The organism is Armatimonadota bacterium, assembly GCA_016125185.1.
Taxonomy (GTDB): domain Bacteria; phylum Armatimonadota; class Fimbriimonadia; order Fimbriimonadales; family Fimbriimonadaceae; genus Fimbriimonas.
Window position 1 is genome coordinate 147010 of record WGMG01000007.1, and the last position, 22691, is coordinate 169700.

Annotated in this window: 24 protein-coding genes and 1 tRNA gene; 19 read left to right on the forward strand and 6 right to left on the reverse strand. The window is 56.7% G+C overall.

The genetic code is table 11. The features are described from left to right. Window positions 1-128: 128 nt before the first annotated feature. Together GC165_18220 and GC165_18225 are read right to left on the reverse strand one after the other, a co-directional pair. On the reverse strand, window positions 129-1004 hold the full coding sequence (locus GC165_18220; protein MBI1334807.1) for an FAD-dependent thymidylate synthase: 876 nt from the start codon (window positions 1002-1004) through the stop codon (window positions 129-131). Window positions 1005-1016: 12 nt separating this feature from the next. Further along, window positions 1017-1355 carry a DUF503 family protein gene (locus GC165_18225; protein MBI1334808.1) on the reverse strand — a complete coding sequence of 113 codons (339 nt, stop codon included), beginning with the start codon at window positions 1353-1355 and terminating at the stop codon, window positions 1017-1019. 2 nt (window positions 1356-1357) lie between these two features. Here GC165_18225 and GC165_18230 point away from each other — a divergent pair, with 2 nt between their 5' ends. After that, window positions 1358-2203: a prepilin-type N-terminal cleavage/methylation domain-containing protein gene (locus GC165_18230; GenBank protein MBI1334809.1), complete on the forward strand. Its 846-nt coding sequence runs from the start codon at window positions 1358-1360 to the stop codon at window positions 2201-2203. Window positions 2204-2223: 20 nt separating this feature from the next. Beyond that, entirely contained in the window at window positions 2224-2946 is a 723-nt protein-coding gene (locus GC165_18235; GenBank protein ID MBI1334810.1) for a phytanoyl-CoA dioxygenase, read from the forward strand. On the opposite strand, the gene GC165_18240 is transcribed toward GC165_18235, so the two are convergent. Both GC165_18240 and GC165_18245 read right to left on the reverse strand, forming a co-directional pair. Then, window positions 2925-3827, reverse strand: coding sequence for an aldo/keto reductase (locus tag GC165_18240; protein ID MBI1334811.1), 903 nt, complete (start codon window positions 3825-3827; stop codon window positions 2925-2927). The two genes, GC165_18235 and GC165_18240, sit on opposite strands and share 22 nt — an antisense overlap. After that, window positions 3824-4819 carry a gfo/Idh/MocA family oxidoreductase gene (locus GC165_18245; GenBank protein MBI1334812.1) on the reverse strand — a complete coding sequence of 332 codons (996 nt, stop codon included), beginning with the start codon at window positions 4817-4819 and terminating at the stop codon, window positions 3824-3826. The genes GC165_18240 and GC165_18245 overlap by 4 nt, the downstream gene beginning before the upstream one ends. A gap of 85 nt (window positions 4820-4904) precedes the next feature. Between GC165_18245 and GC165_18250 the strand changes: the two genes are divergently transcribed. From GC165_18250 to GC165_18270, 5 genes are all read left to right on the forward strand, one after another. Further along, window positions 4905-6257 (forward strand): beta-glucosidase, encoded by a 1353-nt coding sequence (locus tag GC165_18250; GenBank protein MBI1334813.1) that lies wholly within the window; start codon window positions 4905-4907, stop codon window positions 6255-6257. Between the two features lie 50 nt (window positions 6258-6307). Then, complete coding sequence (locus GC165_18255; GenBank protein MBI1334814.1) at window positions 6308-6523, forward strand: hypothetical protein; 216 nt, start codon at window positions 6308-6310, stop codon at window positions 6521-6523. Window positions 6524-6532: 9 nt separating this feature from the next. Further along, complete coding sequence (locus tag GC165_18260) at window positions 6533-6967, forward strand: type II toxin-antitoxin system death-on-curing family toxin (GenBank protein ID MBI1334815.1); 435 nt, start codon at window positions 6533-6535, stop codon at window positions 6965-6967. 91 nt (window positions 6968-7058) lie between these two features. Beyond that, window positions 7059-7856, forward strand: a complete 798-nt coding sequence (locus GC165_18265; GenBank protein ID MBI1334816.1) for a TerC family protein — start codon at window positions 7059-7061, stop codon at window positions 7854-7856. 9 nt (window positions 7857-7865) lie between these two features. Next, window positions 7866-8801 (forward strand): hypothetical protein, encoded by a 936-nt coding sequence (locus GC165_18270; GenBank protein MBI1334817.1) that lies wholly within the window; start codon window positions 7866-7868, stop codon window positions 8799-8801. On the opposite strand, the gene GC165_18275 is transcribed toward GC165_18270, so the two are convergent. Beyond that, window positions 8798-10726 (reverse strand): ATP-binding cassette domain-containing protein, encoded by a 1929-nt coding sequence (locus GC165_18275; protein MBI1334818.1) that lies wholly within the window; start codon window positions 10724-10726, stop codon window positions 8798-8800. The genes GC165_18270 and GC165_18275 overlap by 4 nt on opposite strands. A gap of 74 nt (window positions 10727-10800) precedes the next feature. On the opposite strand from GC165_18275, the gene GC165_18280 reads away from it, so the two are divergent. Next, a tRNA-Leu gene (locus GC165_18280) sits at window positions 10801-10886 on the forward strand. Window position 10887: 1 nt separating this feature from the next. Here GC165_18280 and GC165_18285 read toward each other — a convergent pair. Continuing rightward, complete coding sequence (locus GC165_18285) at window positions 10888-11214, reverse strand: hypothetical protein (protein ID MBI1334819.1); 327 nt, start codon at window positions 11212-11214, stop codon at window positions 10888-10890. A 65-nt stretch (window positions 11215-11279) separates the two neighbouring features. Between GC165_18285 and GC165_18290 the strand changes: the two genes are divergently transcribed. The 11 genes from GC165_18290 to GC165_18340 all read left to right on the forward strand — a co-directional run bounded on the left by GC165_18290 (window position 11280) and on the right by GC165_18340 (window position 22674). Next, window positions 11280-11684 carry a hypothetical protein gene (locus GC165_18290; GenBank protein ID MBI1334820.1) on the forward strand — a complete coding sequence of 135 codons (405 nt, stop codon included), beginning with the start codon at window positions 11280-11282 and terminating at the stop codon, window positions 11682-11684. Then, window positions 11677-12348: a hypothetical protein gene (locus tag GC165_18295; protein ID MBI1334821.1), complete on the forward strand. Its 672-nt coding sequence runs from the start codon at window positions 11677-11679 to the stop codon at window positions 12346-12348. Before GC165_18290 ends, GC165_18295 begins: the two co-directional genes overlap by 8 nt. Continuing rightward, window positions 12348-13379 carry a hypothetical protein gene (locus tag GC165_18300; GenBank protein MBI1334822.1) on the forward strand — a complete coding sequence of 344 codons (1032 nt, stop codon included), beginning with the start codon at window positions 12348-12350 and terminating at the stop codon, window positions 13377-13379. The genes GC165_18295 and GC165_18300 overlap by 1 nt, the downstream gene beginning before the upstream one ends. 88 nt (window positions 13380-13467) lie before the next feature. Further along, window positions 13468-15135: an HD domain-containing protein gene (locus GC165_18305; GenBank protein ID MBI1334823.1), complete on the forward strand. Its 1668-nt coding sequence runs from the start codon at window positions 13468-13470 to the stop codon at window positions 15133-15135. Between the two features lies 1 nt (window position 15136). Beyond that, window positions 15137-16312: a type IV pilus assembly protein PilM gene (gene pilM / locus GC165_18310; GenBank protein MBI1334824.1), complete on the forward strand. Its 1176-nt coding sequence runs from the start codon at window positions 15137-15139 to the stop codon at window positions 16310-16312. Continuing rightward, window positions 16278-16871: a hypothetical protein gene (locus GC165_18315; protein ID MBI1334825.1), complete on the forward strand. Its 594-nt coding sequence runs from the start codon at window positions 16278-16280 to the stop codon at window positions 16869-16871. The genes pilM and GC165_18315 overlap by 35 nt, the downstream gene beginning before the upstream one ends. 2 nt (window positions 16872-16873) lie before the next feature. After that, complete coding sequence (locus GC165_18320) at window positions 16874-17443, forward strand: hypothetical protein (protein MBI1334826.1); 570 nt, start codon at window positions 16874-16876, stop codon at window positions 17441-17443. After that, the gene (locus tag GC165_18325; protein ID MBI1334827.1) at window positions 17440-18186 is read left to right on the forward strand and encodes a hypothetical protein; all 747 of its coding nucleotides are present in this window, start codon (window positions 17440-17442) and stop codon (window positions 18184-18186) included. The genes GC165_18320 and GC165_18325 overlap by 4 nt, the downstream gene beginning before the upstream one ends. Further along, window positions 18183-19733, forward strand: a complete 1551-nt coding sequence (locus GC165_18330; protein MBI1334828.1) for a hypothetical protein — start codon at window positions 18183-18185, stop codon at window positions 19731-19733. The genes GC165_18325 and GC165_18330 overlap by 4 nt, the downstream gene beginning before the upstream one ends. Continuing rightward, entirely contained in the window at window positions 19730-21442 is a 1713-nt protein-coding gene (locus GC165_18335; protein ID MBI1334829.1) for a type II secretion system protein GspE, read from the forward strand. Before GC165_18330 ends, GC165_18335 begins: the two co-directional genes overlap by 4 nt. Further along, complete coding sequence (locus tag GC165_18340; protein MBI1334830.1) at window positions 21442-22674, forward strand: hypothetical protein; 1233 nt, start codon at window positions 21442-21444, stop codon at window positions 22672-22674. The genes GC165_18335 and GC165_18340 overlap by 1 nt, the downstream gene beginning before the upstream one ends. Window positions 22675-22691 lie beyond the last annotated feature (17 nt).

The following is a 22691-nucleotide window of genomic DNA, read 5'->3' on the forward strand; positions in this document are numbered from 1 at the left end:
TGCTGTTTGCACCGGAATAACTCGGCGTCGTAGTCGATTGTTGACAGCCTGCTACCACTAGGCCGACTAAAGAAATGCAGGCAAGTCTCATTCTTCATTCCGGCAAGCCACGCGACTTATGAGACAACCTAGCCCGTCGGAGAGACAAACTCTTCTGGTGCCTCGACCGGCACCGAGGCTCGCAGTTTCTCGACCTTCTCTAGAAACGCCTTCAGCGGACGCTCATCCAGCTCTGGCTCGCCGCCATCGAGCATCCTCGACAACGCCGCACACTCGGCTTTGCTAAACGTCACCGAGCCCAGAATATGCTCCTCAAACGCCTCGTAGGCGAATGGCGCAACCGCCTTGGCGCACTTGGCCAGTGCCTCGGCATACACCCGAATCTCGTACTGGGCGTGCGGGTCGATGCGCAACCGGATGAAGTGGAAGAGGTTGTGCAGGTCGATCTGCCAATACCACTCCGTATAAAGCGACAATGGCAGGTTCGTGCGCGCCAGTTCGCGCGCCACACCCTTGTCGATCATGTCCGTGTAGTCGGTGTACGCGTCCTTCTGCTCCTTCTCCATCTGCGCGATGATCGCCAGCGCATCGTCGAGGGGCAGTGAGTCCGAGCGGCCCTGCTTGTTGTTGGCGCTTTGAAACGCCACCTGCGACGGTTCCGGCACATAGAACTCGTCCTTCATGATGCTGTAGCGACCGGAAATCTCGTTGAGGCGCGCCGTTCGGTGGCGGATCCACTGCCTGGCGATGAAGATCGGCATTTTGCAGTGGAACGTCAGTTGGACCTGCTCGAACGGGCTGGTGTGCCAATGCTTGATCAGATAATGGATCAGCGCTCGGTCTTGGCGGACCGTTTTGGTCCCTTCGCCATAGCTCACGCGGGCCGACTGCACGATGCGTTGGTCGCCACCCATATAGTCCACCAGTCGAACGAAACCTTTGTCCAGAACCTTGATCTCTTGATCGAGGAGGGCTTCGGCTTCGGGGACTACGGTGCGTGCCATGGGACCTGAATTTTACTTGAAGTGCTCGACCAGGATGACCGAATCGTAGACTTCCATTTCGGGATTTTCTTCGATCATGCGAAGGATGCTCTGGATGACGTTTTCAACCTGCACGGCATCCGATCCGGCCACCGCGACGCCGACGGTCGCATTGCCCAGTAGATCATGGTCGCCGACTTCATGAATACTGACGTGAAACGCATTCCGTACTCGTTCAATTTGTTTTCGTAATATGCTTCGCTTATCTTTTAAGGAATAAGTACTGTTTATGCGTATTTCGACTCTCAAAACCCCGTATATGATGTGTTTTTCATGCGCTCGTCGGTGATTGACTTCCCCTATAATCAGCATCTATGCGACGAGCATTTACTTTGATTGAACTTCTGGTCGTTATTGCGATCATTGCAATCCTGGCTGCGATCCTTTTTCCCGTTTTCGCTCAAGCGAAAGAAGCGGCCAAGCAGACGAAGGCCCTAGCCCAAATGAAGCAACTCGGCACATCGCTGATGATCTATTCTGGCGACAACGACGACTACTTTGTACCCGCTTCGGCACGAAGCCTGGATACTTCAATCGATCCGGTTATCTGGACCGAGGGGCTTTACCCGTACGTCAAGAACGAAGACATCTTTGTTTCGCCTGCTGCCTCGGATTCCAAGATGGCGAAGAACTGGTCGACTCGGCGCATTCAGAGCGTCGGCTATAGCGACGCGACCGGTGTCGATCCTAACAGCACGGCCGTTCCTGGTTCAGCGGCTCCGGGCACCGAAGGATTCACGTCTGCGGCTTCGTTTTCCCAAGCCGAGGAGTCAGCCCGCACAGGTTTGATCGTCACGACTCCGCACACGGTCGGCACGACCAAGGAGCGTGGTTACGTCTTCAACCCTTACAACGGCGCAACGCCCACGACAGGCACGGCGGCCGAGAACTACATGAACGGCTTGCCCCTCATATCCGACGTGAACCTTTGCACCACGCCGGGAAAGATGCCAATTGGCACCCCATGCACCGACCTCGGCGGAGGATTTTTCGACTGCTCGTCGCTATCGGCTGGAGCCCTCAAGCCAGTCTATGGGCGATTCCGAGCCGATCGTCAGGGTAACGGCGCGACGCCGGTCATTTTTGCCGACGGCCACGCAAAGGTCTTCTCCTCAAACAGCCTGAATTCGTTCGGAAAAGTCATTTGGCGCTTCCGATAAGTTAACGAAATTCCCTCACGATGCGTATTGCTAGTGAGGGAATTTTGACGCTCAATATACTGTTTGGATGTGATCGGCTCGACGTTGACGGTTTCGCATGGGAGTTTCTCAATTCGGAGGTCACGAGCTCCTTTGTCGAGGCGTGCCAACCACTTTTCGACCAGGCGGAAAACAGGTTCGGAGTTCGCGATGCAGCGCAAAAATCTTCCCACCTCTCCGGCTTAATTGATCGGGCTCTGTTACCGCTGGCGCATCGCTATTTGCATCCCCAGGCGTTTCTCGTTCGTAGCACCCTCTTCGACAAGCCCCAGGATTCCAATTGGGCGGTGCCGTGGCACCAAGACGTCACCATCGAGGTGGCGGAAAGGCACGAAATCGAAGGCTTCGGACCGTGGTCGGTTAAAGAAGGAGTCATTTCGGTTCAGCCACCAGCTTCCGTCCTTCAGAAGATGCTCACTCTGCGGCTCCATCTCGACCCGACCGACGCCGAAAACGGTGCACTGATGGTCGAGCCGGGTAGCCACCTTCAGGGGAAGCTGAGAATCAACGAAATTGTCGCCGAGGACCCGGTGCTCTGCGCCTGTCAGGCCGGAGAAATCCTCATGATGAAGCCATTGCTGTTCCACGCCTCGAATCGATCAATTTCCGACCGTCCGAGGCGTGTGCTTCACCTTGATTTCGCGTACGAGGGCTTGCCCGCCCCACTGGAGTGGCGTCGAGCCTACTCGCCGTCTTCGAGGTAGCGCATCTCTTCCGGCGTCAGAGTGACGTCCGGAACTTTGACGTTCTGCTCGACGTCGCTGACCTTTCTCAATCCGCAAAGCGCAAAGGCCGGGAACGGCTGATTGAGCACCCACGCCAGTGCGATCTGCGTGGCGCTGAGGCCGTGCTTCTCGCCAAGCTCTTTTGCCCGTTCGCGGCGAGCGCGGCTAACGTCGCAGTCATAGGCGGCGATGACTTCGGGATCATCAGTGCCAGCGAAAAATCCGCGAGCAGCCGACGACCATGCGAAGAGCGGTAACTGCGACTCCTGGTGCCAGTCCCGTCCGGCGCGATCGATGGTCAAGCATCCGCCCCAAAGCGGCTTCACATTGTGGGCCAGAGTCAAATTAGGGTTGTTGCACGAAAAGCCTTGCTGGCCTGATTTCTCGGCATAGGCGTTGGCGGCGGCGACACGCTCCACGCGCCAGTTCGATCCGCCATAGGCAGTGATCAGACCGCGTTTGATGAAGCCGTTCATGAAGTCCACAACCTCTTCGACCGGCACGTTCTCGTCATCGCGATGGAAAACGTAGAGGTCGGTGTGGTCAATGCCCAGATTGGCGTGGTTCTCAAAAATGTCGGAGCTGGTATCGCCTGCCGATAGCCGCGGCGAACCGTACGGGTGGTTGCCTTTGTTCAGAAAAACCAGCTTGTGAGCGTTATGCCGAGCCTTCAGCCACGCTCCAAGAATGTTGCTGTTCGCTCCGTAGCAGTGGGCGGTATCGAAGCAATTCCCGCCCGCCGCCACAAAGGCGTCGAGCGTCTTAAAGGAGTCAGCCGGAGCCGCGCCCATCAGCCAGTCGGTGCCACAGACGATCTTAGAAATATCTTTGTCGAGGTGAGGAATCCGTCCGTATTTCACGCCTTTGCCTCCGCGCCAAACACGATGCCCGCCGACTTGCGAAGCTTGTCGAGCGTTCGCATCTGCTGCATGGTGTCTTCAAGCGTGACGTAGGGGCATTCCTTCTGGTCGAAGAACTCGGCGACCGCATCGGCCTCGGCGGCGTACAATTCCGCGTTCGTGATGCTCAAATCAACGGTTTCGGCGAGGCTATAGCCTTCATAGCGGTGCAGTTTCGCACCAGTGCGCTGCTTCCATGGGTCTTCGATGACGATTCGGCCCTTGTTGCCATAAATCGTCGCGCCGTTGTCGCAGACAATGCCGACGCCGGTGGTGAAGACCGCCGATCGGTCGCCGGAAAATCGTAGCTGGCCGCTACCGATCCAGTCCACTCCCTTCGCGCTCTTTTGAGAAATATACGAAACATCGGAGGGCTCTTCGCCAAAGGCCATTCGGGCGATCGAAACGCAGTACGTGCCGACATCCATCAGCCCGCCGCCGCCCAGTTCAGGGTCGTTGCGGAAGTTCGCCCAGTCTTCACCGGCTTGGAAAGCGAATTCGGCGTTCACGAGCTTCACTTCGCCGATTGCGCCGCTCGAAATCCATTCGCGAACCTTGGCCGTCTGCTTGGTGCATCGGTACATGAACGCTTCCATGAAGAAGACACCTGCTTCCTTCACGGCGGCTAATGCCCGCTCCGCTTCAACGGCGTTCAGCGTAAACGGCTTTTCGCACAGGATTCCTTTGCCAGCCTTCGCGACGGCAATGGTGTCATCCATGTGCATATGGTGTGGGGTCGCGATGTAGACCGCGTCCACATCCGGATGGTTATAGACCTCGGCGTAGGAACCGTAAGGCGTCCCGCCGTGCTTTTCACAAAAAGCCGTCGCGCGATCGAGGGTGCGCGAGCCGACGGCAACCAATTCGCCCGAGTTGCAGACGGAAAGGCCTTCGGCAAACTGATTTGCGATACTTCCGGTGGCGAGGATTCCCCAACGAAGCCGTTTTGACATACCGGCAAAAGGATACTTTGAAATCGTCAAGAATTAAGGCTACAGTCCACCCGTTTAACGAAATATATCATTCAACATAGTTCTTATGCCGTTTTCCAACGACTTTTCCTGGGGCGTCGCTACCGCCAGCTACCAAATCGAAGGATCCCCTTATATGGCCGGCGGCGGACATTCCGTTTGGGATATGTTCTGCCAGCGTCCGGGCAAAGTCCTCGATGGAAGCAATGGCGCCGTTGCATGCGACCACTATAACCGCTACCGAGAAGACGCTGCCCTGATGAAGGAGCTCGGGATTCCCAACTACCGCATGTCCATTGCTTGGCCCCGAGTCATTCCTGACGGCACGGGAGCCGTGAGTGAAAAGGGCCTTGATTTTTACGACCGGCTGATCGACGAACTGCTCGCCAACGGTGTGAAGCCCCATGTGACCCTGTATCATTGGGACACGCCGTACGAGGTTTACCTTCGAGGAGGCTGGCTGAATCCGGATATCTCCGAATGGTTCGCTCGTTACACCGAGATCGTCGTGAAGAAACTGGGCGACCGCGTCGCCTCTTGGATGACCCTGAACGAGCCACAGTGCTTCATCGGTCTCGGTATGGAGAACGGACACCATGCTCCCGGCGACAAGCTCGGTAAGCAAGAGGTTCTTTGGGCTGCGCACAATGCACTGCTTTCCCACGGCAAAGCTGTGCAGGTCATTCGGGCCAACGTCAAGGACTCGCGCATTGGCTGGGCGCCGGTAGGTCAGTGCGCTATTCCCGCGTCAGACAAACCCGAAGACGTCCAGGCCGCTCGCATGCTGACCACCGAGATGACCACGGTGGATACGTGGTCCACGCCGCTGTGGAGCGATCCGGTGTTCTTCGGCAAGTATCCCAAGGTGGTCGAAGAGTTCTGGGAGACCTGCTACCGAAAGCCAACCGACGCCGATATGAAGACGATCGCTCAGCCGCTCGACTTCTATGGGGCGAATATCTACCATGCTTCGACGGTCAAGATGGGCCAGGACGGCAAGCCGGAGACGGTGGAATATCCGTTTGGCGGTGCCCGAACCATCTACCATTGGCCGATCACTCCAGAAGCTCTGTATTGGGGTCCGAAGTTCTTCTACGAGCGGTACGGCAAGCCGATCGTGATCACCGAGAACGGCATGGGCCTGTCCGACTGGGTGCAGTTGGACGGCAAGATTCACGATCCGCAGCGCATCGATTATGTGACGCGCTATCTGCGCCAACTCGAGCGCGCCGCCACCGATGGCGTGCAGGTCGATGGCTACTTCCTGTGGTCGTTCATGGATAACTTCGAGTGGAACGAGGGCTTCCGGTTCCGGTTTGGATTAGTGCATGTGGACTACGAAACCCAGAAGCGAACGCCGAAGGAAAGTGCGTACTGGTACCGCGATGTGATTCGAAGCAACGGCGCGAGTATTCATTAATTTGTATGACCGATGTATAAAGTTTGTCTTACATCGGTCATAATAAAGTTATGATTCGACAAACCGTTAAAAGCGGTAACAGCACGGCGCTGATCCTCTCCAAGGACATGCGAGACCATCTGGGCCTTACGGACAACCAGATCGAAGTCACTTTCGAGCGAGGGTGCATCGTCCTGCGCAACCCTCAATCCGACCCCAACGTCGAAAGCGCCGTCCGAGAGACGCTCGCCAAGTACGACAAGGCGTTTCGAAACCTCGCCAAATAGGATAATCCGGTGATTTGGTATCCGTCGCTCGACGACGTCTACCGCTTCCACAATATTCAGATTTTCCTGTATGGTGGAAGCACAGGCGTGCGTGACGAAGGGCTCGTAGAGAGCGCGCTTCTAACTCCTCAGCAAACTTTTGCTGGGCAAGATTTGTATGCCACGATCTCGGACAAAGCCGCCGCTCTGTGGCACGGCTTCGTCTGCAACCATGCTTTCGTGGACGGCAACAAGCGAATCGGGCTGATGGTCACGTCCGTCTTCCTCATCGCCAACGGATACGAAATGGATTTCGCTGACGATGAGGTGGAGGATATCACCATGAAATTGGCGCAAAGCGACATGTCTCGCCAGCAACTTATTGACATCATGTCTGATCATGTCCGCCTCCGATGGGGACATTCGTCAGGTGCGTCGAAAGAAGTCGATGACTTTCTTCTGTAGTTCGAGAGGCATCCGAAATAGGTTCGAAAGGAAAGAAACCCGGACGACTATTCCACCGTATTCACTCCTGATACAATCTCTCTGAACTTTGATGGAACTCCTCTTAAACCCGTCCGCGTGGATCGGGCTTCTGACCCTGACCATTCTCGAAATCGTCTTGGGCATCGACAACATCGTTTTCGTCAGCATCCTCAGCGGGAAGCTAAAAGGAGAGGAGCGAGAGCGGGCTCGCAAGCAGGGGATGCTCCTGGCGATCGTCCCAAGAATCCTGCTTCTGCTCGGAATCGGCCTTCTCGTCCGCGCCACGCACCCGCTGTTTGAGATTCCGTTGCTCTACGACGCGATGGTCAAGGGTGGAGAAACCATCGAGGTTGCGAAAGAGGCAGCCGAGATCAGCCTCAAAGACCTCCTCCTGATCGGCGGCGGCTTGTTCCTCATCTACAAGTCGGTTAAGGAGATTCACCACAAACTAGAAGGTGTCGAAGAGGACGCGCCCAACGCCAAAGCCAAGGCGGAATTCGCCAAAGTCATCCTTGCCATCCTCGGCATCAACATCATCTTCTCGCTGGACTCGGTCATCACCGCCGTCGGAATGGTGAAGGAGATCGAAGTGATGATCGCCGCAGTCGTCGTCTCCGGCATTTTCATGATCTACTACAGTGGGCTTGTTTCCAAATACGTTGATAAGCATCCCACGATCAAGATTTTGGCGCTGGCCTTTCTCGTCCTCATTGGCGCGAACCTCATCGCCGACGGGTGCGGCGTCCACGTGCCCAAGGGCTACACCTACTTCGCGATGGCCTTCGCCGTGATTGTCGAAACGATCAATATCCGTGTGCGGAAATCGAATCCGGTTCAGTTGCACGAAGAAGAATACGTGGGCGAGTAAAGTAACCAAATGGAGCAATCGGCAACCGTCCGTGAAGTTCTGAGCTCAGAAGAGTTTCGCTATTGGTTGCCCGATGAGATGGTCTATGTCGAATGGATCGCGGTTCCGAAGCTTGGCCAAGTCGTAATAATTTCTCTGGCGGCTGGCCTCGTGGCTGGTATCGCCGGGTATCTCAAGGGAAGCCCATTTGCCGCCGCCTATGGAGTTGTCCTTGCCGTCGTCATTTTGCTCTGTCTAACCCTGTTCTTCGGATTCGCAAAGACCCGAGTGATCCGATTTTCAGAGCGAGAGCTCCAGGTTAGCGCCAGCAACGGCTACTTCTTCCGAGTTCCTTGGGACGAGGTGCTGGATGTTCGACCGACCGGCCGCTGGACATTCGAGATCGTGACGAAACAGGGAACGGCCACGGTTTGGGAGCCATTGGCTCGCTTCGACGATTCCGACTATTCGATGTTTTTCCTCAACGTGCTCTACGCGATGGCCTACGGCGTTCGAGCCGACAATCTTCGACGATATCGAGTGCCGGTCTCCTTAGTTGAGGGTAAGGCCTACGTATATAAGGGCCTGGAAGGATTGAAGAAGAAGATTTTGGGTGCCCAGTTGACGGCTATCGCCGCCATCGCGTTCATGTTGGCCGAGGTGTTTTGGAAGCGAGACCTATTGGCATTCGTTGGCGGTTCGTTGACCCTCATGAGCAGTTGGATCGTTTACGCGGCGGCAAAGGATAAGGTCGAACGAATGAGCCACCGAACCTTGGTCGTACGTGATGGAAGGATTGCGGTAGAGGGCGGATCAGAACCAGAGACGTATGCGTTCCACAAGCTATCGCAGAATCGGTCGCCGCAACTAAAGCCCGAGCCGTTCGATCGGCAAGAAGTCTATGGCGAGGAGTCGAAACATGTCAAGGTTGACCGTCGCTTCTTAGCGGAAGCATCGTCCGACTAGCGCGCTCTAAACGTCACGCCCGGCTCGCCCTGCTTGGCTTCCATCTCTTCCAGCTCCACGACCTTCGCCTCCCACGCATTCATCGCATCCGCGACCTCTTGGCGAAGCTCGTGGTGCCGCTGGCTCAGGGTCACCACGTCGTCCTTCGGACCCAAATTCGCCAAGCGATTCTCAAGTTGGACCAACTCGGCCTCTTTGGCCGTGACGCCATTCTCCGCCGCATCCACCTCGCGCTTAAGCCGCTCGATCGCCTTGCTGATCTCGCGCGGCGTCAAGGTCGGCGCTTCAACCACCTTGGCCGCCGTTTTACTCTGAACTGAAGGCGTCGACCGCCGCTGTGATTCTCGGTACTCCGAATACGAACCGTTGTACTGAACCGGACCGCTCTTGCGCACATCCAGCGTGTGGTCGGTGACCGCTCCCAGCAGATATCGGTCGTGGCTAATCAGGATCAGCGTCCCCGCGAAGTCCTTCAGAACCTGTGCCAACGCCTCACGCGATGCCATGTCCAAGTGGTTGGTCGGCTCGTCGAGTACCAATAGGTTCGGGTTCAAATTCGTCAGCCGCGCCAACGACAGCTTGTTCTTCTCGCCGCCGCTCATGGTCCGCACCGGGCGATACACATCGTCGCCCGAGATCAAAAATCGACCAAGCAAGTTGCGCGCGTCGGGCGGTTGCATGCCGTCCACCATCGTCAGCGTATCGATGGGAGAAATCTCGGGATCGAGATCGCTTGCGTCCTGCGTGAAATAGCCGGCAACCACGTTGCTCCCTAGCCGAGAAATGCCCGACAAGGCTTCGATCTCTCGCATGCAGGTCTGAATCAGCGACGACTTGCCCGCGCCATTTTCGCCGATCACGCCCCACCGCTCGCCGATGCGAACGACCCAATCTAGGTCTTTGATCAGCGTGAGATCGGGATACCCGACCGTCAGCTTCTTCGTCTCCAGCACGATGTCCCCCGATCGCTTGGCGTCGCCAAAACCGCCCGCCATCTGCCGATCATTCTTCGGAGCATCCACCTTCTCCGAGATCAATCGCTCCATCAGCTTCAGGCGGCCGCGCGCCTGCGCCGTCCGTTGGCTGTTCATAAACCGCCGCACGTACTCGTCGAGCTTGGCGATCTCCTGGTCCTGTCGTCGCGCGACCTCGGCTTGGCGCTCCTCGTCTTCCTTCTTCAGTTCGAGAAACTTCTGAAACGGTCCGGGCCACGCTCGGACTGTTCCATCGTTCATATCCAACACGCGCTGGGCCGTTGCTTCCAAAAACGTCCGGTCGTGGCTGACCAGCAGGATTGCCCCGTGATAAGCCCGAATCCAGCCTTCCAGCCATTCGGTCGCCTGCAGGTCCAAGTGGTTCGTCGGCTCGTCGAGGATCAAAAGATCCGGCTCTTCCAGCAGGAGCCGAGCGATGGCCAACCGAGTCTTTTCGCCACCGCTCAGGGCATTGGTCGGTTTATCAAATTCCGACTCTTCAAACCCCATTCGAACCAAAACTGTCCGCACATCGCGTTCCACCGAGTAGCCTTCGGACTCCAAGAAGTGCTCATGGACCAGCGCGTACTCTTCAAGGTCTTCGGGCGTGGCCTTATCGGCATGCATGATCTCCTCAAGCTCACGCAACCGAACCTGAAGGGCCAGCCGCTCTTCGGTTCCGGCTTGGGCTTCCTCGATCACCGAGCGTCCCAGGGTCACCGGTTGTTCTTGCCGCAGGTAACCAATCTTGGCCCCTCGGCTCAGCGTTACCGAGCCGGTGTCAGGCTCATATTGGCCGGTCAAAATCTTGAGGAGCGTGGTCTTGCCTGCACCGTTGCGGCCCACAAGGGCTACGCGTTCGCGTGGATCGAGCCGAAAAGTAACCCCGGTCAGGATTTCGTCAGGCCCAAATGCCTTCTTGACATTCGAGACGGACAGAAGCACCACCACAGTTTACCGTTCATGAGCGCAGACAACCTAGAGAACGGCAAGGGGATCAAGGTACATTAATATCCTCCACTCTTGCCGGGGTGGCGGAATGGTAGACGCGGCGGTCTCAAACACCGTTGAGCTCAAACTCATGAGGGTTCGAGTCCCTCCCCCGGCACCACCTAATTTTCGTCGTTGACTTTGACGGAATCCAAGCGCTCGGCCAGGTCGGCCTTCCTTAGCGAGTAGTCGCTGACTGGCGACACACTCTGGAGTCGGGATAATTCGTCCTCAAGCAGGGAAGTCTGCCGGGCGGCGATGGCGTTCACGTCGGACTGTTCAAATGTCGAGACTCCGATTTCTCCGGCCAAGCCGAGTCGTGGCGTCACCTCCATCGAGGCTTGCGTCCTCGAGAGCCGTTCTTCCAGCCAACTTCGATATTCGCTCTTTGTCATGACATTTTCCTCAAGCCGCTTCTCTTCGGAGGCGGCAATATTTTCTACGTCCACGACCCAACCCAACCGTTTGCCTCGTAACTCTACGGGTTTTTTGCCCTAGAACCGATACCTATCATGTGAGGGTCCGAAATCGAAAACGAGGCGTAACATACGTCGAGGTCGTCGTCGCTTCGGCCTTCCTTGCCGCCTGCGCTGCAACCGTTGCCGATTCGCTGGCGTTTTCGATGCGCAATATCAGCTACGCCCAGCGCCGCTCGATCATTCAGGCTTACGTTCAGTCGGTGGTTGACGCCACTCGGAGCAGCACTCTCACCGCTCTGCCTGCCGACAGCACATCCACCACAACCGTCACGCTGGTCCGTAGTCGAACGGTGACGATCACCAAGAAGCTAACCCAGGTCACTGGCCTCAACCTCACTTTGCTGCAAGTTTCGGCCACCTGGCAAGAGAGCCGCGGCTCTCGCTTCTTTACCGACTCGCTCACCTACGAGGTCTACCTGCGAGGGCCGGACAATGCGTAAACGCGGAACGACGCTCGTCGAGATGCTTTTCACGATGACCCTGATGGTTGTGACGATGGGTGCCGCCGTCACGCTTTACGCCTTTGTGGCCGCGCGAACCGGCGACTCGATCACCCAATACAACGTCTTTCAGCAAACCAATGGCCTAATGAAGTCGATGGCGAAGACCGCCTCCAATGCCATCAAATGCGAAAGCATCACTCTGGGCTCGGTGACCGCTCTTAAATGCACGATGCCAGACTCTGGCACCGATTACGACAACGACGGCATCATCGACGAATACCAGCCAACCGGCGTCTACAAGACTCTTCGAGCCTACTACTCGCCCGGTAAACGCATTTGGTACTTCCCGTCCACCAACCCGATTCGCGTTGGAAACGTCGGCAGCTTTTGGTACCGAGGCATTGTAACAGATGACACGACCGTGACTTCGTCGAATGTCGATAAAGCCTGGACGTATCCCGTTGGGACCAAGGCCGGCATCTACATCCCTGGCTCGGTGACCTTCACCCAAGACGCGACGAATTTAGCGACGACCATTACGATCAAAACCGACACGACGTCCACACCCAACCGATCAGTTTCGGGCTACTCCGGCAACAATGCTCTGCCAATCCCCGACATCACTATGACCAGAACCTGCTTCTGGAAGGCGGGCAAGTGATGAGACGCCGACGCGCGATGATCATGATCTTTGTCTCGATGATGCTCATCGCCATCACGACGATCATCATGGCGTCCGTTGATGTTGGGCGCATGGCCATCACCAAGCAGCGACAGATTGAACGCGATGGCAAATGGCAACTCTGTCTGGATTCAGCCAAGGCTTATGTCACGGCCAACCTCGTCAGCAAGAGCACATACACGCAAAGTTTCAACCTCACCGTCAATAACATCACGCTCAAAGTGGACTCCGCCCTTAGCACGTGGCAAACGCCCTACGGCGTCCAAACGACGGTCAAAGGCACCCTTGACGGAAAGTCGAAAACATCGACTCTCTACTTTGGCAAGCGAGCCACTGTGCAGCCCTGCCAGTTTGGCCTCTTCTTTACATCGGCCATCACGCCGACCGGCAGTGTTTCCAACACCGGCGATCTCTATTATTACGGATCGATCGACGGCTCAATGCTGACCATCGGTGGTGATGTATATTCTCCCGACACAACGAGCCCTACATTCTCGAGCCTGACTGGCTCATTCATCGGACGCCAACCAGGATTCAAAATCTCGCTAGACGACACCGCTTACGCAAATTCGGCTTCGGTGACGACATCGGGCGATACGACCCTCACGAATCCCTCAAGTCTGCTTGCGGCTACACAAAGTCAGTTGCGTTATCACACCGGAAACCTAACGATCCGTGGCACTATCACGGGAGAAATCACGATTTTTGTCAAAGGGACGGCCACGATCAAAGCCGTCACTCCGCTAACTAACATTCTCAGTCGTCTGGTCGTGATCTGCGACGGCGACGTCTATTTGGATACGGGCACTTCAGGCGTATTTGTGATCTGCACCGGAATGATTTCATCGACTTCGAGCGGCGGTAACAGAATCGTCAACGGTTCTTTGGCGGGGTCAATTCTGAAGAACACGGATGGCGGCAACGGATCCCTAATGACGATCAACTTCGACAACTACTTCGTCGCCAACACGAATGGCGGCTACCGCTACTGGATTCCGGGTCAATGGTAAGGCAAAACCTAAAGAGCTTCGTCAAACCTTCCGATGGATACATTGGCAAATCCATGCAATTTCACCGGGTTCTTTGGGGAGGTAGGGCATGAGAAGGAATCTCCTTCTCGCCTTCCAGGCGGATCGACAGTACCTGCGGTTCCGTTGGCTCATGCTCGGATTCGCAGCGTTTGTCGCCTTTGGCGTTGTCAATCCGCTGTTCATCGGCGCGAACCTGGCGATCGCCAGTTTGCTTGGCGTTGGCACCCTTTTCGCGGTAAAGAACCTCGAAATCTACAAGGCGAAGGGGCATCGATATCCCGGCCTTTTGCGGCTTGCCGATCTCATCGCCCTTTGCGGCGCCAGCATCTTTGATCCAATTAACCTGCGCAACCTTTGGCTGATCGCGATTCCTATCATCCTCATCGAGTGTCTCAGCACGACCAAGGGGCATCGCTCTTTCCTCTTTACCGCCGTCGCGATCGCCATCGTCAGCTACAACGGCATGATGAAGGGGAACCTCGAGTCGATCGCCGTTCCCGCCGGCTCCCTCATCTTCACCCAGTTCCTAGGCTATCTGTTTGCCAAATTCCAGGCGAAAGATGGCATCCTTCGCGAGCGTGATCGCCGATTAACGACGCTCATGAACACGGCCGCCAACATGTCGATGGCCGGTGACCTGCGAAGCCTCATCCTGAGCACGCTTCGCGCCGCCGTCAACGACCTCGGGGCGAGCGCCGGAACTGTGACCCTCACCTGCGAAGAGGACAATAGCATTCTTCTCACCGAGGCGGCTTACGGCGTCAAGGGTGACTTCGATTTCCCCGTCGTCATCACCATGGGCGAGGGCATCTCCGGTTACGTGGCCAAGACCGGCCAGCCGATCACCCTCACGGCCAAAGATGGCGAACTGATCGACTGCGACGGAATCGGCCTGCCCGTCAAGTCCGCCTACTGTCTTCCGCTCGTCAACCGCGAGTTCGCTGGTGTCGGCGTTTCCCACTCGGAGCTGATGATCGGCGCCATGACCATCATCAACTCGGAAGAGAACGTCACCCTCGAACCCGAGGAACTCGACCTTCTGCAAAGTCTCTCCTCGCTTCTCGCCAACGCGGTCCACAACGCCCGCATGGAAGAGCGATCGCGCGCCACGTTCATCCGAACGCTGGAATCGCTGGCAACCGCACTTGAAGCTCGCGACGAGTACACCCGGGGCCACTCGCAACGCGTTTGCGATCTGTCGGTCATGATCGGCACCAAGCTCGGTCTGCTTCCGGACGCCCTCGAAGAACTCCGAATCGGAACGATCCTGCACGACATCGGCAAGATCGGCGTTCCCGACCACATCTTGAATAAGCCTGGCCGTCTGACCGACGAAGAGTTTGCGATCATGCGCACCCACCCGGTCATCGGCTACGAAATCTGCCGCCCGCTGATGCTCAGCGAAGGCGTGCTCTTGATCATTCGAAATCACCACGAAAAGTTGGATGGCAGCGGCTATCCCGACGGCCTGAAGGGCGGCGAACTCCCGCTTTCGCTCCGTATCGTTTGCGTCGCCGACGCCTTCGACGCCATGAGCTCTCGCCGACCGTATCGTGGCGTTATGGATATGGGTCACGTGATGGGCGAAATGTCCAAAGGTGCCGGTATCCAGTTCGACCCCGTCGTCGTCGAAGCCCTCAAGGAACTGTTGACCGCTGGCGAACTCGATCCGCTTTACGTGGACTACTGGACCGTCAAGCCGCCGCTGGAAGTTCAGGAGGACCAAGCCGCGTAAGATGTTTGGCAACTCCTTCCAAGTCGATAAGAGCGGCGCCCAATCTCTGGGCGTCGATTTTGGTTCTCGGTCGACGAAAGTTCTCCTTCTCAACCAGATTGGCGATCGCATCGACATTCAGGCCGCCGGGTCATTTACGAACCCTGGCTCGGGAGTCAAGAACGGCATCATCAGCGAGCCGCGAGAGTTTGGACGCCGACTGGCCAATTATCTGGCCGAAAACTCTGTCTCCTGCGAAACCGCCGTATTCGACATCCCCAGTAACCTCGCAGTTCTGCGCTGGGTGGTCCTGCCCGATCTCGAAGGCGGGGAACTGAAGGAAGCGGCAAAGTACAAAGTTCGCAAGCACCTGCCCTTTCCGCTGGATAGCGCCTATATTGAAGTCGCTCAGCGAAACGGCATGGACAAAGACGCGCCTTGCCTCATTGTCGCCGTCCCCAAGAAGGTCATCGACAGCCGCGCCGAGGCGATTTTGAACGCGGGCATCGTGCCAATTCGTGCCGAATTGGAGGCTCAAGCCATCCTGCGCATCGTCGAGCGAAAGCTCAATCGAAAGTCGGCCCTCTGGCGCGATGCATCGCTCACCATCATCGACTTTGGCGCGACGAACACCCACATGTACGTCGTGCAGAACCAGCAGTTGCAGTTCATCCGCGGCGTGAAGTTTGGCTCGGCCATGTTCCACGATGCGGTCTCCAAGGGGCTCAACGTCTCCGCCGAAGAAGCAGAAATCATGCTTCACGACCCGTTCACGGTCCTTAATGAAGACGGAATCCTAACCCTTCCGTACGAAAACTCTATCGCGTTGGTGAACCTCTCCGCTGAACTGGAAAAGCTAACCCGAGAAGTTTGGCGGCTCATGCGCTACTTCCGCTCCCTGCACCCGGAGCGAAGCTACGCAGGAATTCTCGACCAGGCGATCCTCGTGGGGGGCCTCGTCGGCCTCGATGGATTTGCCCATTATCTTGAGCGCAAGCTCGGTCTCCGCATCGAGTTCGCAAGGCCGATTGCCGGAATGATGACCCGGTTCAATCAGGACACCTTTGCGAACGTATCGAATCGCCAGGAGGCCTATTCTGTCGTCATGGGACTTGCCCTCGCAGGGCTAAGTCAGAACGTGCTGAAGAGGAGTCAAGCCGAAGGTGGACGCGAATACAACTGGATCCGCTCAGCATAAGATCAAGACGATCAACGTCGAAGTGAACATGCTCGACGCATGGGCCCTTCAGCGTGTCGAATTGGAAGGCAAGGTCTTGCGCAAGCTGGGTCTGCTGTCCGGCATCCTCATCACCGCAGTTGCGATGATTCCGTTCCTATGGGGCCTCAACGCCGACCGTGGCCGCAACTTGGAAAGCTCGCAGATGGCGCTCGCCACTAGCCAACAAAAGCGGGGCGAGTTGGAGCGCCACGCCAAGGAAGTCGCGCCCGGACTCAAGCGTGAGGAAACCATTGTCCGCTGCCAGCAATATTCCAAGTCGGTCATCGACGAACTCACCAAAGTCATCAACGCTGCACCAGACGGCATGTACTTCGACCAATTGGAAGCCAATATCACGGGCGGCCAATGCTCAATCAAAGTTGACGCCAATGCGATCACCGCCGCCGTAGGACGATCCTTCATCGATTCGGCATCGAAGGGTTCCAACGTGCTGATGTCTGGCCAGACGTCGATTCGCCAAAACAAGATGTCCGAAGCGGGCATTGAATTCGATTACCTCAAGAAGGTGGGTTTGTAGTCATGCGTGGCATCGCCCTTATCAACGCCATTACGGTTCGCCGCCTTGACCAGGCCATTCTCGCGACCGGTTCGGTTTCCCTCGTTCTCGGCGTGTTTCTGTTGGGAAGCGCGACGATCAACTACTTCCGCAAGAACGAAGTGGAGGTTCGCTTGGCTGCGACTGCCCAAGCCGCCGAGAAGCTTCGCGAAATGATCGACCAGTCGAAGCATGTTCGTTTTGGGGATCTCAAAGAAAGCACGTCGTCTTACTTCCAAAACACCATCGACCAGACGGCGGCCAAGAATGACTGTCAGCTAATCGAAGTCACCGCCGCTGCCGAGGAAGGTCCATACCTTTCGCGATACAAGACCGATGCTGACGGAAAAGGTTGGAAGCAGAAGGGTTACCAGTGCCAGGCCATCGGCTCAGCCGAGAACGCCGTCAAGTTTCTCCGGGACCTGACTTCGATTTCCGCCCCGGTGGAGCTTCAGACAATCGAAATTGCGCCGATAGATAAAGAGTTGGACGGTCATCAGTTGGTTTCCATCAAGTTTGGAGTCCAGGTGATGCGTCAGGAGGAAGGGGCATGAAGATCGGTGACCAGAAGCAGGCAATCGCACTCGGCGTAGTCGCCGTTGGTGCGTTAGGTTTTCTCGGCAAAACCGCCATCGGAATGTTTAGTGGCTCGGCACCACGACCTCTCGTCGTGAAAGAATTGCGCGGCAGCGCCTCGGCCGACAACCCAGATCCGACCGACTCGAAGGCTACTACCGAACCCAAAACGGACGAACAAACGGAAACGAAGGCTTCCGAAGCAACGCCAATCGAGGCCACTGCAAACGAAGCAACCCCCAAGCTTGAGCCCGCGCCCAAGGCCGCGGCGACCATTCAGGTTCCCCTCCGCGACGCATTTGCGAAGTTTCCAACCCAAGCCAAGAAGGATTCACCGCCGGTAAGTCAGCCGAAACCGATCCACATTCCGAAGGAGACCATGACGCAAACCTCTTCGACCGATGAGGGAGGCGATGTCATGCCGAAGAGTCCGTTTACCGGGGACATAAGTGGTCCGGGGACAAAGCTGCCGAACGCCCAACCGTCCGATGGTATGCAGTCGCCGGTCAAGAAGGAACCGATCAAACTTCGGTTCGATGGCTTCATCGATGCCGGAAAGCCGATGGCCGTTATTACCTTCAAGGATTCAACTTTTAATGTAGCGATCGGCGATTTCATCGACACCGACATAGTGATCAAGTCCATCACTGGACAAAGGATTATTGTTCGCGTCGGTCCGATGCTCAAGACGATTTTCGTCGGTCGGGAGATTGAGTTATGACGTCAATTTTGTTAAGTTCCCTTATTTCGCTAAGCTGGCAAAGCTCAACCCTCAGCTTTCTCCACTTGCACGACATGCACCAGCAGGCGGCACGCGCAGCGACACATCCGGCTCCGAACGTGGTTGCCACGAAAACCAAACTCGCGATTCCGCTCACGCTCAAATCGATTTCTTTGACCGACCCGCTGGCGATGGTCCCAGGTGGGGACAATAGCCCGGCGGCCGGCTCGCCGTTCGCATTTGCCGTCTACCCGTCGGCCCTCGAATCCAAGCTTGTCACCCTCAACCTTTCGGCAACGCCGATTGAAACCGTGATCGCCAGCCTGAGCCAACAGACCGGTGTGAATATTGTCCTCATGACCAAGGGCGACGAAAAGGTCACGATGAGTGTGAAGAACATGACTCTTGGCGACGCGCTCAAGCATTTGGCGATGCTCGCCAACCTGCGCACCCTCAGCGTGAATAACGCGGTCGTCATGGCCGACGAGGCGACACTCAAGAGTGCCTATCCGAAAGAATTCGACGCCGAATACAACACTCCAAAGACACCCGACACTCCGGCTGAACCAACGACTGAAAAGGTTCAGGAAGAGGTGATTCAGCGGGTCTACACCCTGAAACATCAGGGCGCGATGGAGATCGCCAACGCCCTTAAGGAATATCTGAAAGGCAAAGGGGTGGATATCGTAGCGTTGCCGAATACCACGATTCCTAGCCTGACCGGCGCAGGTGGCGGCGGCCTCAATGGTGGCGGCGGCATCCAGACCTCATCTGGCCCGGCTTCCGATTCCCGTCAGAAGCGAGTGCTGCTCTCCGGCGGTAAGAGTGCGGTCGAGGATGCGCTGAACATTCTTAACCAGATGGATGTGGCCCGTAAGCAGGTCGAAATCACGGTGACGATCCACGACGTCTCGAACGATGCCCTCAAAGACGCCGGTTTCACCTGGGACTTCGGACAGACCACGATTTCCGAAACGCCGAGCGGCAACATGAATTTCGGTACGTTCAAGCGCGACGGGCTTTCCTTTGTGAATACGATTCACGCCCTCGAGACCGCGAACAAAGCCAAGCTCCTTGCTTCGCCAAACGTCAGCGTGATGGACGGCGAAATCGGCTCGATCTTGATCGGCGAAAAGCGGCGCTTCCCGGTCGTCAACGGAACGAGCGCCAATGGACAATTCATCTATTCGACCGAGGAACAGAACGTCGGCATCTACCTACTGGTCTCGACGGATGTGTCGGAAGACGGAACCGTGACCTTGGCCGTCAACGCTCAGGTCTCGTCCATCCTTGGCTTCCTGCAGATCAACGGCGGCAGCTATCCGCAGATTTCCACTCGTGAGTCGAAATCGACTCTCATCCTCAAGGATGGCCAAACGATGATCATGGGCGGACTGCTTCGCGACGAGGAGATCGTCAACCTGCAAAAGGTTCCGCTCCTCAGCCAGATTCCGTTCTTCGGCGAACTCTTCAAGAGTCGCAACACCCAAAAGAACAGCTCCCAGCTTCTGATCAGCATCACACCTCACATCATCAATTCTCAATGAACATCGACAAGCCGTTAAGCGAGATTTTCGTTGAAGAAGGTTTCGTAACTCGCGAGGAGCTCAATGAGATTCTCGCCCACCGAGAGGACACGACCGAGCCTCTCGGTAGCTTGCTTGTCCGGCTGAAGAAGATCACCGAGAAGCAAAAGCTTCAATGTATGGGCATCCAGATGGGTGTCCCATTTGTCGATCTCGCCAAGACCGAGCTCGACGTTAACGCGGCCAACATCATCTCCCACTCGGTCGCGGTTCGCCTTCTTGTTTTCCCCGTCGAAGTCACCGAAGTGTCCGCATCGGTGGCGATGGTGGACCCGCTCAACCTCTCCGCCCTCGACGAACTCACGAACCTGACCGGTCGAGACATCGACCCGCTGATTGCCACCGAGACCGACATCCGCGAGTCGATTTTCCGGGCTTTCGGCGCTTACGACGACCTCGGTGAAATTCTTGGAGAAGCCGTCCGCGGCGTCGACACCGACAGCGTCAAGCTTCAAGGAGCCGAAGAAGAAGACCAGGACCCGGTCAACGTCGTTGACCTCAAAGAAGTCGGTGACGGTGCACCTGTCGTCAAGCTTGCCAACGCGCTCTTGGTACGGGCTATCGGCATGAGAGCTTCGGACATCCACATCGAACCGTTCCAACGCAAGGTCCGCGTCCGTGTCCGTATCGACGGCCTGTTACAGGAGATCATGGTGGTCCCCAAGGATCTCCAGCTTCCACTCGCGTCGAGGATCAAGCTGATGGCCGGACTCGACATCGCCGAGCGCCGAGCGCCGCAGGATGGTCGCTGCACCCTCGTCGCGCCGCAAGGTGAATTCGACTTCCGCGTCTCAACATATCCCAGCGTCTTCGGCGAAACCCTCGTTATCCGAATCCTCGATAAGAACGCCGCGATGATCAACCTGTCTCGATTGGGCATCCACAAGAGCGGCATGAAGACCCTGATCTCCAAATTGGAGGAGCCGCAGGGCCTCATCCTCGTTACCGGACCAACCGGTTCGGGCAAAACCACCACGCTTTACGCCGCACTGCACCACCTCAACTCGATCTATCGAAACATTATCACCATCGAAGACCCGGTCGAGTACCAGATGGAAGGCATCACCCAGGCAAGCCTCAATGTCCGCGCAGGCGTGTCGTTTGCCACTGGCCTTCGCGCCATGCTTCGCCAGGACCCGGACGTCATTCTCGTTGGCGAAATTCGCGATGCCGATACGGCTTCGATCGCGACCGAAGCGGCTTTGACTGGCCACCTCGTGTTGAGTTCGCTCCACGCCAATGATGCGTCGAGCTCGATCACCCGACTGCTCGATATGGGCGTCGAACCGTTTCTGTTGGGCGGTTCTATCACCTGCGCGGTCGCCCAGCGACTGGTGCGAACGAATTGCACGAAGTGCCTCGAAGAGTACAAGCCCGACCCCGAGAATATTCGGCGGCTGGGGCTCGAAGTCCAGGCTAACTACGTCCGTGGCCGTGGATGCGAGCACTGCTCGAAGACCGGCTATCGGGGACGAGTCGGCATCTACGAATGTCTCGACATGAATTCCGAACTACGCCGGATGATTCTGTCTGGGCGTCACGCGTCGGAGATTCAGAAGGCAGCCGTCAATGCTGGCATGCTCACGCTTCGCCAAGACGCCGCTGACAAGGTTTTGGAAGGAAGAACGACGGTTGAGGAGGTCCTGCGGGTGACCGCAGAGCACGTCTAATGGTTTCGTACGCTTACAAGGGAATCGACGGCGGCGGCAGCAAGATCGAGGGGCATATTTCAGCCGCATCAATCGAAGACGCCGAGAAGAAGCTGTCTCTCCAAAACATCTCGATTCATGTTCTTCGGCCCGAGGCGAGCGGAAAAGCGATCAAAAAGTCGGAGTCATCCGACCGATCGGTTAAGACCGTGCGTCGCAAAGTCTCGGCGCAGGATTCGGCCGACGTCCTCAGCAACCTTGCCATCATGTCCGAGACCGGTGTGCCATTCGTCGAGGCCCTGGATGCGGTCATCTACGGTGCCCGAACGCCTGCCATCAAGGAGTCGCTAACCGCCGTAAAGGAAGGCGTCGTCGGTGGACAAGGTCTCGCGTTCTCGATGCGTCTCGCCCCGAACATGTTCCCCCAGATCATCACGGATATGATTCGCGTGGCCGAGTCGGGCGGCAAGTTCGACCAGGCCCTGCGCAACGGCGCAAACTATCTCGCCCGCGTCGCCGACTTTCGCAAAAAGATCATCAACGCGATGATGTATCCGATGGTCATGCTCGGCGTATCGCTGTCGACTGTCCTTATCCTCATTTTGTTCGTCATGCCGCGTTTCGGCAAGATCTTCAGCCAGATGAAGGCGAAGATTCCCGTCACGACCAAGCTGCTCCTCAGCGCCGGTGATGCCATTCGCGCAAATCCCGTCGGGGCCGCCATCGCCGTCGTCGGAACCATTCTCGCCCTCGTCTTTTTGTTGCGGTTAGAGCCGGTGAAGAAGCTCCGCGCGAAGGTGGTTAATCGAATTCCCGTGCTGGGCGATTTGGTCAAGCGTTTGGCTATCGCTCGCTCTCTGCAGACGATCGCCGCCCTTTCGACCTCCAATGTCCAGCTCTTGACTGCGCTGGAACAGGGCGCAAAAGTGGCGGGTCACCCCGATGTCCAAAAGGCGCTCCTCGATGCCCGCGATCAGATCGAACACGGTAGTTCTTTATTCGAAGCCATCGAAGAGACCGGAGTCTTCCCCAAACAGATCACGCAAATGATCTCTGTGGGCGAAAAAACCGGGCGACTCTCTCAGCTTTTGGAGACGATCTGCGTCACGATGGAGCAAGAAATTGACAACCGTCTGAAGGCGCTGGTTTCGATCATCGAACCCCTCATGATTGTCACGATGGGCGTGATCGTAGGTTCAATTACGGTCTCGATCATCGGTCCAATCTACTCTGTTGTCGAGAATATTCACTAATTTGTCGAACTTTTTTG